Below are 11,183 nucleotides of genomic sequence, written 5' to 3'. Positions count from 1 at the left end.
ACGAAGGAATATCATGAGTCTGGAAATCCGAAAGATCGTTCGCCACGCCGAAGAGGTGTTCATCGAGGGTGGCAAGACCGGCCCCAGGCCGATATTGGCGAGCGCGGTGGCAGCCATCATCAAGAATCCCTGGGAAGGGCTTGGATTCGTGGAGGATCTGCGCCCGGTGGTCCTCGACGTGGCACCGAAGCTGGCGGGCGTGCTGGTCCCTCGCCTGCTCGAATTGTGCCCCAAGGACCGGATCGAGGCCTATGGCAAGTCGGCCATCGTCGGCCTCGCCGGTGAGATCGAGCATGGCTCGGCCCTGATCCATACGCTGCGCTTCGGCAACGTGTTCCGTGAAGCGGCCGGAGGGACCAGCTATCTGAGCTTCACCAACACGCGCGGGCCGGCCGGCGCCCAAGTGTCCCTGCCCATGACGCACAAGACAATTGTGGGCCAGCGCTCGCACTTCATCACCCTGAATTTCTCGGTCAGCGACGCGCCGGACCGCGGCGAGATCCTGATTGCGATCGGCGCCGCCGACAGCGGCCGCATGCACCCGCGGATCGGAGACCGCTTCAAGGACATGGAGGAGATGGGGATCACGCCACCGAAGTCGTAGAGGTGCGATGTCGCGGAGTTCGGGCCCACGGCTCGATCCGGCAACAAGTCACCGGTCGAGCTCACAGGTCCATCGAAGCAATCGGTTGCTGGCCGGTTTGAAAGATCTGCCCGGGGCCGTGCCGGCACGGCCCACCGAAAGGGCCCTGCCGCAAATCTAGCCTTGGATACCTAGAGCAAAGCGCGTTTAGCCGGAAACGCTATTTTGCTCTAGCTCTTTGGTTCGACGCGTCTTTGCGATTCTTAGCGATTCCGCCAAATCGCAAAACGCTCTAGGCATCAACGTTTGTCGGCAACACTATCATGTCATGAATTGTGACGTTGCGGGGGCGGCTGAGTATATAGACGACCGCCTCTGCCACTTCGGAAGGCTCGATCAACGCACCGGCGTCTTTTGCGGCCTGCAACCGATCCGGTTCCCAATCCGACAGCAATGCCGAGATCACCGGCCCTGGCGAAACCTGCGATACCCGAATGCCGTGCTTGTTGACCTGTCGGCGCACGGTCTGGGTAAAGCATGTGATTGCCCATTTGGAGGCCGAATAGACCGGCTCGTGCTTGATCGCGGAGTGCCCCGCCAGGGACGACGTCACAATGATATCGCCACCGCCCTGCTCGATCATATGCGGCAGGACAGCGTGAACGTTCTTCATCACTGCATTCACGTTCAGATTGAGCATTCTGTCGATGGTCAATGCATCGGTGTCCACCAGATCGCCACCGATATAGGTACCTGCATTGCAATAGAGGATGTCGATCCTGCCAACTTTGGCAATGACTTCCGGAATCATCGCAGCACAGCTGGTGGCATCCAGAAGATCGGTTACCTGAGCAACGGCCTTTCCATTCGAACTTGCCACCAACTCATCCAGCGCTGCGGCGTTGCGATCGACCATGACCACTGTGACGCCCGCCTTCATCAGAGCTTCGCATGTTGCCAGTCCAATGCCCGAAGCAGCACCAGTGACGACAGCCGTTTTTCCTTGCAGTTCAATAGACAATGTTACCTCCTGGAGAGCATATAGTTTATTTTTAAGAAGCTTTGGACATTTACCCGATGCAATTCATCACTTCATGAAGATCAGATCGAAGGGAAACATTCGACATTCAGTCGAAGAGGGCATCTATTTTATTCACTCTATATTGTACTCCGTTGCAATTATTTTGGCGCCGGCAACGAAAAGCGCGCTCTTTATCCAAGCCCTTCATAATTGAAGCTCCTAGCTACGTGACGGATCAATTCGATCCTGCAATCCGCATCGGGACGGGTCCTGGACGACGATCAAAAGGCCTTCCAAAGTCCAAATAGTATATGAAATTTGTTTCAGCAACACATTACACCTCTCACCTGCGTTGGGGAAGCACGAGCTTGCCTGGAGCGTTGATTTAGACCGGTTGCCGCCCTGACCGCCCGCTGGGCAAACGCCAACAGGCAGCATCGGCTCGCTCGGTTGGCTTTTCCGAGAGCGCGGGTGGCGGGTCAGAGCCAGGTTGTCACGCGGACGCCATCGAAGGAGATCTTATGAATCTTGTTCGTTGCAATTTATTTCGGAAATATGTTACATACCTTGCGTTCACGGCGACCGCTCAGCCGCGAACGCAGTGCAAGCCGTGATGTCCCAAAACGGGGCCATCACGCTCGGACGTGATCGTAGTGGCGCGACCGACGCCGACCGAGAGGCCCGACGCGCGCCACACGACAACAACAATCAAACAGATTGTCGCCAATGGAGGAACCCATGAGATTCTTGGCCAAGGTCGGCCTGTCGCTAACAGCGCTCTTGCTGGCGGGTGTTGCCGCGCGGGCTGAAACCATCACGGTTGCAACCGTCAACAATGACGACATGATCATCATGCAAAAGCTGTCGTCTGAATGGGAGAAAGCGACAGGCAACAAGGTCAACTGGGTTGTGCTGGAAGAAAACGTACTGCGCCAGCGCGTGACCACGGACATCGCCACCAAGGCTGGCCAATTCGATATCGTTACCATCGGTGCCTATGAGACGCCGATCTGGGGCAAGGCCGGCTGGCTCGCATCGCTGAACGATCTTGGCGACGACTACGATTACAAGGATGTCTTCGAGCCGTTGCGCAATGGCTTGTCGGTCGACGGCAAGCTTTACGCCCTGCCCTTCTATGCGGAGAGTTCTTTCACACTCTACCGCAAGGACCTGTTCGAAAAGGCCGGGCTGACGATGCCCGAGCAGCCGACCTGGGACCAGATCGCGCAGTTCGCCGACAAGCTCACCGACAAGTCGAAGGAGCAGTACGGTATTTGCCTTCGCGGCAAACCCGGCTGGGGCGAAAACATGGGCCTGATCACGACGATCGTGAACACCTTTGGCGGCCGCTGGTTCGACATGGAGTGGAAGCCGCAGCTGACATCCGATCCGTGGAAGAAGGCGATCAGCTTCTATGTCGATCTCCTCAAGCGTGACGGCCCGCCCGGTGCGACATCCAATGGCTTCAACGAGAACCAGGCCCTGTTCGCAAGCGGAAAATGTGCGATCTGGGTCGATGCGACGTCAGCGGCCGGACGGCTCTACAACAAGGCGACATCCAAGGTCGGTGATGTCCTGGCCTTCGCTCAACCTCCCGTCAACGTATCGCCAAAAGGCAATGGCTGGTTCTGGGCCTGGTCGTTGGCCGTTCCTTCTTCCACCAAGAACCTCGACACGGCCAAATCCTTCGTGAAGTGGGCCACGTCCAAGGAGTATGTGAAGCGGGTCGGCGAGACCGCCGGCTGGGTTGCCGCACCGCCCGGCACCCGCCAGTCGACCTACGACAATCCGGAGTACAAGAAGGCTGCGCCCTTCGCTGGCATGGTCCTCAAGGCGATCCTGACCGCCGATCCCACGAATGCCACCAAGGATCCGGTTCCGTACAAGGGAATCCAGTTCGTTGCGATCCCCGAGTTCCAGGCCATCGGCACCTCGGTCGGCCAGGCCATCGCGTCCGTCCTCGCCGGACAGCAGACGGAAGATGCCGCCCTGGGTGCAGCACAGGACGAGGTCACACAAACCATGCAGCAGGCCGGCTACATCCAATAGCCGCCTGTCCTGCCAGGGCTCCGGGCGTTCTCCCCGCCCGGAGCCCTTCTATCGGCATGCCTTCAACCAAAACCACGAGGGCCCATGTTCCAGACTTCCACAAGCCGGCGGGCTGTGCGCACCGGCCCTCTCCTGGCTCCGGCAGTCAGTGTCCTGCTGCTCTGGATGATCGTCCCGCTGGTGATGACGCTGTGGTTTTCCTTCCAGCGCTACAACCTGCAAAACCCGCTGATCACAGGCTTTGCCGGTATCAACAACTACAAGTTCCTGTTGCTGAACAAGACGCTTTGGATCTCGATCATCAACACGATCATCCTGGTCGGCTCGGTGCTGGCGTTGACCGTGATCTTCGGCGTGCTTTTCGCCGTCGTCTATGACGTCGAGTTCCCGGGGCGCAATATCGCCCGCCTCCTGGTCATCGCCCCCTTCTTCGTCATGCCAACCGTGGCGGCACTGATCTGGAAAAACCTGCTGATGCATCCCGTCAACGGGTTGTTCGCCTGGATCACGCGATCACTCGGCCTCGGCGTGGTGGACTGGTTCAGCCAGGTCCCGATGCTGTCCGTCATCATGATCGTGGCCTGGCAGTGGATCCCCTTTGCCACCCTCATCCTCATCACAGCCATGCAGTCGCTCGATCGCGAACAGATGGAAGCAGCGCGGATGGACGGGGCCAAGGGCCCCACGATGTTCTGGTTCATCGTCCTGCCGCATCTTTTGAGACCGATCTCGGTGGTGGTGATGATCGAGACGATCTTCCTGCTGTCCGTCTTCGCCGAAATCCTGGTCACCACCTCGGGCGGGCCGGGCAACGCGACCACCAATCTGACCTACTTCATCTATCTCAAGGCCTTGCTGCAATGGGATGTGGGTGGCGCCTCCGCCGGTGGCGTCATCGCCATCGTACTGGCCAACATCGTCGCCGCCTTCCTGGTGCGCACCGTCGCCCGCAACCTGGAGACCTGAGCATGGCAATGCGTGGATCAAGAAGGCGGGTGGTGCTGGCCGGCATCGTCGGCTGGCTCGGGGCGCTCGTGATGTTCTTCCCGATCTTCTGGATGCTGCTGGCGGCCTTCAAGACGGAGATCGACGCCGTCGGCCCACCCGAATTGTTCTTCCGTCCGACGCTCGAGAATTTCGCCGAGGTCAATGCACGCGCGAATTATTTCTCCTACGCGCTCAACAGCATCCTGGAATCGCTAGGGGCCACGGCAATTTCCCTCGCCCTCGCCGTACCGGCAGCCTATGCCGCCGCCTTCTTTCCAACCAGTCGGACCAAGGACCTCCTGCTCTGGATGCTGTCGACGAAAATGATGCCCGCGGTCGGCGTGCTGGTGCCGATGTACCTGCTCTTTCGCGACACCGGCCTGCTCGATACCCGCATAGGTCTCGTCATCCTCTTCACCCTGTCGAACCTGCCCATCGTGGTGTGGATGCTCTATTCCTTCTTCAAGGACGTGCCGCATGAGATCCTCGAGGCCGGTCGCATGGACGGCGCCCGCGTCGGCGCGCAAATCCGCCATCTCCTTCTACCGCTGACCTTGCCGGGCATTGCTTCAACCGCTCTTCTCTCGATCATCCTGTGCTGGAACGAGGCGTTCTGGAGCCTCAATCTTACCGCCTCGCAGGCGGGGCCACTGACCGCCTTCATCGCCTCCTTCTCCAGCCCTGAAGGCCTGTTCTGGGCCAAGCTGTCGGCAGCCTCGACCCTGGCGGTGGCGCCAATTCTGATCTTCGGCTGGATGACGCAGCGCCAGCTTGTTCGCGGCCTCACCTTCGGCGCCGTGAAATGACCCCCTATTTCCCTTTGTGAGGACACGACATGGCAGAGCTCCACCTCAAGGGCATCCGCAAGTCCTTCGGCGCCGTCGACGTCATCAAGGGCGTCGACCTTCATATCGCCGACAAGGAATTCTGCGTCTTCGTCGGGCCGTCCGGGTGCGGCAAGTCAACCCTGCTCCGTCTGATTGCCGGGCTGGAGGAGATCTCCACCGGCGACCTGTCCATCGACGGCGCGCGCGTCAACGACGTGCCGCCGGATGAGCGCGGCCTTGCCATGGTCTTCCAGACCTACGCCCTCTATCCCCACATGAATGTTCGCGAGAACATGGACTTTGCGCTGCGCCTTGCCGGCGTCGCCAAGGCCGAGCGGGACGCCAAGGTCCTTGCCGTGGCCCGCCTCCTGCATCTCGACCATCTCCTCGACCGCAAGCCCCGCCAGCTCTCCGGCGGTCAGCGCCAGCGTGTCGCCATCGGCCGCGCCATGGTGCGCCAGCCCAGGGTCTTCCTGTTCGACGAACCGCTCTCGAACCTCGATGCGGCTCTTCGCGTGCAGATGCGTATCGAACTGGCACGCCTGCACGAGGATCTCGGCGTCACCATGATCTATGTGACGCATGACCAGGTCGAGGCCATGACGCTGGCCGACAAGATCGTGGTGCTGCGCGATGGCGTCATCGAGCAGGTGGGTACCCCACTGGAACTCTACCACCATCCGCACAACCGCTTCGTTGCCGGCTTCATTGGCTCGCCCACCATGAACTTCATCGAGGCGACGGCCCGAGGCATCTCGGGAGACGGCGTCACCGTGGAACTGCCAGGCGGTGCGACCCTGACGGCGCCGGCCTCCGGCGGCGGGATTGCCGTTGGCGACAGGCTGACGCTCGGCGTCAGGCCCGAGCATCTGACGAGAGCATCGGACGGGCAGCTTTCCGGCGAAGTGATGGTTGTCGAGCGCCTCGGCGGCCAGACCTTCCTGTATGTCCAAGTCACGCCGGACAATCTCTTCATCGTTCAGGCCGAAGGTGCGGATAGCTCGAAGGTGCATGATCGCATCGCAGTCGCCTTCCCGCCCGCTGCCGCTCATCTCTTCCGGCAAGACGGAACCTCCCTGCCGGCAATGAAAAGAAATCCCCTCGCCGCATGAGGCGGGTCGTCGTCACGCCCCTGTTAGGAATGTACGGATGTATCTTGATAAATTCAGGCTCGAGGGCCGGACGGCTTTCATCACCGGCGGCGGCCGCGGCATTGGCCTGGCTTCGGCTGAAGCCTTGCTCGAAGCAGGCGCCAAGGTGGTGATCTCCGACTACAATGAGGAATTGCTCGCAAGCGCCCGGGACCATCTTGCGACAGCCGGCCACAGAATCGACAGCGTGATCCTCGACGTGACCAAGCCGGACCAGGTCGCCCGCGCGGCCGCCGAGGCAAATGCCAAGCATGGCGCGGTCGACATTCTCATCGCCAATGCAGGCATTGCCTGGCCCGATACGCCCGGCGAAGCCATTCCGGACGAGATCTGGAACCGGATCATCGACGTCGATCTCAATGGTGTCTACTGGTCATGCCGGGAATTCGCCAAGCCGATGCTCGAGCGGGGCTTTGGCTCGATCGTCACGCTGGGCTCGATGTCGGGCCTGATCTCCAACAAGCCCCAGCGCCAAGCTCACTACAACGCAGCCAAAGCGGCCGTGCATCATCTATCCAAGTCCCTTGGCGGTGAATGGGCCGAGCGGGGCGTACGCGTGAATTCCGTTGCACCAACTTATGTCGACACGCCGATGTCGAATACCAGCTTCACCGACCCCGAGCGCTTTCCGACCTGGATGGAAATGACGCCGATGAAGCGCGTGGCAAGACCGGACGAAATCGCCTCGGCCATCCTGTTTCTTGCTTCGGAAGCCTCCAGTGCGATCACGGGAACGACGCTCGTGGTGGACTGCGGCTACACGATCTGGTGATGCTTCACCGGACTACTTCGTCAATCCAGCCAAGCAGCCGTTCGTGATCGAGCGGCTGCGTGGTATCGACATCGAAGATCGGGCCGCGCCGCAATGGCTCCGCCCGCCTGGCAAGCGCATCGAGCTCGGGCAGGAAGGCTTCGCCCGGATGCCCCGCATGGCGCATATTGAGCCGCTGGCGATAGCGTTCGACGAGGACTTCCGGCGGTGCATGGCACCATACTTCCGCCGTGCTGCCGACCCCTGCGCGAACAAGATGGGCCTCCAGCACATCGCGTGGCTGAAAGCCGAACCAGGCATCGACGATGAAGATCATGCCATCGGGAGCGTCCCTCACGATCGACCATATCGCCTGATAGCTCGCTCGTCCCAACTTGCGATTGAATTCGCGATCCCCAACGCCGAGATGGTCAAAAAAAGGCTCCTTCACGCTATCCAGCGCAAGGATCGGCCATCTGCGGGCGTCCGCTATAAAGCGGGCAACGCTACTCTTGCCGGTCGCCGGCACGCCATTGACCAGGATAGCCTTCTTCATGGCGAAACCAGATCATCCTTCATTCCAGCCAACGCTGCACCAATGACACCGGCGTCATCGCCCAAAACGGCAGGCCTGACCGGGCATTGATACCATGGCGACAGGGCCGGGGCCCATTCCAATGCCGCGCATGCCGTTGCGCCCAACCCGCCGCCGAGCAAGAAGAGCTCGGGATCCACGCTGGCGACAATACTGTCGATCGCAGCCCTGAGCGGCACCGCCCAGGCCTTGATCACCCTTGTTGCCCTTGCGTCTCCGCTGCGTGCGAGAGCAAGAATCTCGTCCGCGCTCGTTCCAACCGCAAGTCCGGCGGCGGCGATATGGCGGCCAAGAGCCGTGCCGGAACTGGTGGTCTCGACGCAACCGATCCGGCCACAATTGCAGACGGTGCCGCCAAGATCGACTGTCACATGGCCAAGTTGGCCGGCGCTGCGCTGCCCCCGCATCACGGCCCCGTCCAGCACCACCGCACCGCCGATACCGGTGCCAATTGTCAGCATCGCCACATGGCGACAGTCGCGGGCAGCGCCCGCCACAATCTCGCCGACAAGCGCCATGTTGCAATCATTGTCGATGAAGACGCTTTTGCCGGTCTCGTGCCCGATCGCTTCGGCAAGCTGTATGGTAGACAGGTCGACATATCCGCCCGAGAGCACCTGATTGCGGCGAGCATCGACCCGCCCAGGGACGCCGATGCCAACCGCTGTAATGCCGGGCCTGTCGAGGGCCTTGATCAGGGCAATGAGGCGGGACGTCAGCGCCGCCGGATCTCGCAATGTCCTTTCAACGAGGCGCTCCAGGATCAGCCCGGATGCATCGATGCAAGCAGCCCGCACATTGGTCCCGCCAATATCGATGCCGATCGCCAAAGGGGGCTTATGCATGGCAAACTGGCTCGTCAGGCCGCTTGCGCGGCTTTGCCGGCGTGGCGAGCGACCACAGCCTGAATTTCGCGCAGGCGCGGGACCGCAATCGTCGAGAGGCGGTTGGCCGTTTCGTTGCGGTCGAGCGAGATGCAGTCCTTCCACAGGGCACGACCGGCAATGACTCCCGAAGCTCCGTTTCTCATGGCCGTCTCGACTTGACCAAGGAAGGTCGAATGATCGACACCCGCCGACAAGACTGCCCACGGTACCGCCCCGGCGAGACGAGTAACGCCAGCACAAGCTTCCGCCGTGCCCGGATAGGGCAGCTTCAAGACCTTCGAGCCGCAGTCCAGACAGATCCTGGTTCCCTCCAGAACCAGTTCCGGCACTTTGGCGACATAGTCCTCGCGACTTTCACCCGGCAGTTCATAGGTCAGGAATTCAACCACCAGCAGGAGATCTTCACGGGCGAAGTCCTCGATGCAACGGCGCAGAATGTCGATGTTATGGATATTGGCCTCGGGCCGATCCGCACGAAGATACACCATGATCTTGCCGCCCGTGCCCCCCATCGCGCGCACATGGCGGGCATCGATCCCCGGAACCAGGCGCGACAAGCGATAGCCTTCCGGCGTCTTGTCGAACCCGGACGCATCGAGGCCGATCAGGAGGGCCACATCGCGGGCAAGTACGCCGTCATCCACCACCTTGGGCACGGCACAGATCGGATCGAGCAGCACGCAGGAGGCAGCACTCGCCAGATATTGGACGATGTCGGACTTGGTTTCGCCAAGCGTCGCGTCACTGATCTTGGCCTGTTCGACCGGGTCGCTCGCCAGCAAAGAGCGCATACCGCCACGCTGGTCGCATGCAATAACCATCATCATCCCATTGGGGGCGCAGATCTGCTGGTAACCGCGAAGCTCCGACGTCGTCATCCTGGTCATGAGACCCTCTCCTAATATCTATGCCCACGGCCGAGCGCCGGACATGTTTGACCATGCCCTTACGCTTGCAACGACGTAGAGGCCTGCGGCTCTGATCGATTTGCGTTGAACAAGACGCAAATATGCTGCACGGCTCGTGTCCTGTCTGAAAGAACGCGATGCCTCTTGTTTCACAAAGCGACGTGTAACATATTTCTGAAAGGAATTGCAACCTGTCTGAGAATGCTTCCATGGATGGGTCGGCCACGCGTAAGACACTGCATCTGGTGGCGCGCCTGCACTATGAATCGGATCTCTCTCAAGTCGAGATCGCACGGCGCCTGCAACTCTCGACCGCCACCATCTCCCGCTTGCTTCGGAGAGCGCGCGAGGAAGGGATCGTGCGCATCGAGATTCGCGACTTTGTTGCGCCAGATGAGATCAGGCGCGACTTGATAAACGCTCTCGGCCTAAAGCAGGCCGCCGTGGTGGATACTGTTGAAGTTGGCTTGCTGGATTCACTTGCCCAGCCGGTCGGAACACTTCTCAAGGAAGCGGGGCTGAAGGATGGCTCCGTTCTCGCCATCGGCTGGGGCCGAGCCGTGCGCGGCGTGATCCGCGCCGGCCTGCCGCGTATTCCCGGGGTGATCACGGTGCCCGCAACGGGCGGCATCCAGCAAGCGGCGCCACATTTCCAGATCAACGAGTTCGTGCGCCAGGCGGCCGAACAGCTGGGTGGCGAACCAAAATTCATCTTTGCGCCCTATTTGCCGGCCCCTCAGTATCGCGATGCCTTTGTGAGCGATCCTGCCGTCCACGAACTCATTACCCTTTGGGACCATATCGACGTTGCGCTGGTGGGGGTTGGACTGCCGCATACCGTCGACCCCATCCATGCCGGCACCGTTACGTCTAGCGAACGGGCCCTCACCCATGTCGCGGGGGATGTCATCCGGCATTATTTCGACGAAGACGGCACCATATTGCCATGGGATGGCAATAACAGCCTGATCGCCGTTTCGCCGGCTCAAATGCGGGCCGTGCCACTCGTCATCGGCGTAGCCGTATCACCGGCGAAGGCGAAGGCAATCATCGGCGCGGTCAGAGCAAAACTGATCAATGCAGTCGTGACAGATGTGGCCACCGCCGAAGCCATCCTTGGCGAACTGCAAGCATGAAGGCGACGAAACCCTTCGAGCCGTGAAGGATGCCATTGCAGCGGAAGATCGGATTCTTTTTTCTTGACGATGGGTCAGAGCCATCGGTTCCGCTTCTCTCACCGCCAGGTCCAGGGAACGCCGGGGTCGATTTCCGGTCCTGTTCCTATATGAAGACGAAAATTGGTTGCGGGGGACCCACAACCAAGGCTTACGCCACAGTGTCCGGAATCGCGATTATCCTAGCCGCGATTGCTTCCGAAACTGACGAGGCGTCACGCCAGAAATTCGACGGAAGGCTCTACTGAA

The 11,183-nt window shown here is 60.5% G+C and carries 11 protein-coding genes; 7 read left to right on the top strand and 4 right to left on the bottom strand.

Annotated features, from left to right (window positions below; translation table 11 throughout):
- The first annotated feature begins 13 nt into the window (after positions 1–13).
- Complete coding sequence (locus U1R88_RS29290) at positions 14–604, top strand: amino acid synthesis family protein (protein ID WP_322434457.1); 591 nt, start codon at positions 14–16, stop codon at positions 602–604.
- Between the two features lie 271 nt (positions 605–875).
- Here U1R88_RS29290 and U1R88_RS29285 read toward each other — a convergent pair whose 3' ends face one another.
- The gene (locus tag U1R88_RS29285) at positions 876–1,604 is read right to left on the bottom strand and encodes an SDR family oxidoreductase (protein WP_322434456.1); all 729 of its coding nucleotides are present in this window, start codon (positions 1,602–1,604) and stop codon (positions 876–878) included.
- Between the two features lie 738 nt (positions 1,605–2,342).
- Between U1R88_RS29285 and U1R88_RS29280 the strand changes: the two genes are divergently transcribed.
- From U1R88_RS29280 to U1R88_RS29260, 5 genes are all read left to right on the top strand, one after another.
- Positions 2,343–3,653 carry an ABC transporter substrate-binding protein gene (locus U1R88_RS29280; protein ID WP_322434455.1) on the top strand — a complete coding sequence of 437 codons (1,311 nt, stop codon included), beginning with the start codon at positions 2,343–2,345 and terminating at the stop codon, positions 3,651–3,653.
- A gap of 84 nt (positions 3,654–3,737) precedes the next feature.
- Positions 3,738–4,619 carry a carbohydrate ABC transporter permease gene (locus U1R88_RS29275; RefSeq protein WP_322434454.1) on the top strand — a complete coding sequence of 294 codons (882 nt, stop codon included), beginning with the start codon at positions 3,738–3,740 and terminating at the stop codon, positions 4,617–4,619.
- A gap of 2 nt (positions 4,620–4,621) precedes the next feature.
- Positions 4,622–5,446, top strand: coding sequence for a carbohydrate ABC transporter permease (locus U1R88_RS29270; protein WP_322434453.1), 825 nt, complete (start codon positions 4,622–4,624; stop codon positions 5,444–5,446).
- A gap of 29 nt (positions 5,447–5,475) precedes the next feature.
- The gene (locus U1R88_RS29265; RefSeq protein WP_322434452.1) at positions 5,476–6,579 is read left to right on the top strand and encodes an ABC transporter ATP-binding protein; all 1,104 of its coding nucleotides are present in this window, start codon (positions 5,476–5,478) and stop codon (positions 6,577–6,579) included.
- 37 nt (positions 6,580–6,616) lie between these two features.
- Positions 6,617–7,390, top strand: coding sequence for an SDR family NAD(P)-dependent oxidoreductase (locus U1R88_RS29260; RefSeq protein ID WP_322434451.1), 774 nt, complete (start codon positions 6,617–6,619; stop codon positions 7,388–7,390).
- A 4-nt stretch (positions 7,391–7,394) separates the two neighbouring features.
- On the opposite strand, the gene U1R88_RS29255 is transcribed toward U1R88_RS29260, so the two are convergent.
- The 3 genes from U1R88_RS29255 to U1R88_RS29245 are packed head-to-tail and all read right to left on the bottom strand — an operon-like array spanning position 7,395 to position 9,738.
- Entirely contained in the window at positions 7,395–7,925 is a 531-nt protein-coding gene (locus tag U1R88_RS29255) for a P-loop nucleotide/nucleoside kinase family protein (protein ID WP_322434450.1), read from the bottom strand.
- Entirely contained in the window at positions 7,922–8,809 is an 888-nt protein-coding gene (locus tag U1R88_RS29250; RefSeq protein WP_322434449.1) for an ROK family protein, read from the bottom strand. The genes U1R88_RS29255 and U1R88_RS29250 overlap by 4 nt, the downstream gene beginning before the upstream one ends.
- A 14-nt stretch (positions 8,810–8,823) precedes the next feature.
- A complete protein-coding gene (locus U1R88_RS29245; protein WP_068290256.1) occupies positions 8,824–9,738 on the bottom strand; it encodes a tagatose-bisphosphate aldolase in 915 nt (304 codons plus the stop codon).
- Positions 9,739–9,968: 230 nt separating this feature from the next.
- Here U1R88_RS29245 and U1R88_RS29240 point away from each other — a divergent pair, with 230 nt between their 5' ends.
- Positions 9,969–10,895, top strand: a complete 927-nt coding sequence (locus tag U1R88_RS29240) for a sugar-binding transcriptional regulator (protein WP_322434448.1) — start codon at positions 9,969–9,971, stop codon at positions 10,893–10,895.
- Positions 10,896–11,183 lie beyond the last annotated feature (288 nt).

It is taken from the genome of Labrys sedimenti (assembly GCF_034424805.1).
Lineage (GTDB): Bacteria > Pseudomonadota > Alphaproteobacteria > Rhizobiales > Labraceae > Labrys > Labrys sedimenti.
Note: the sequence above shows the minus strand (reverse complement) of the source record. Positions and strands in the feature narration are given on the sequence as shown.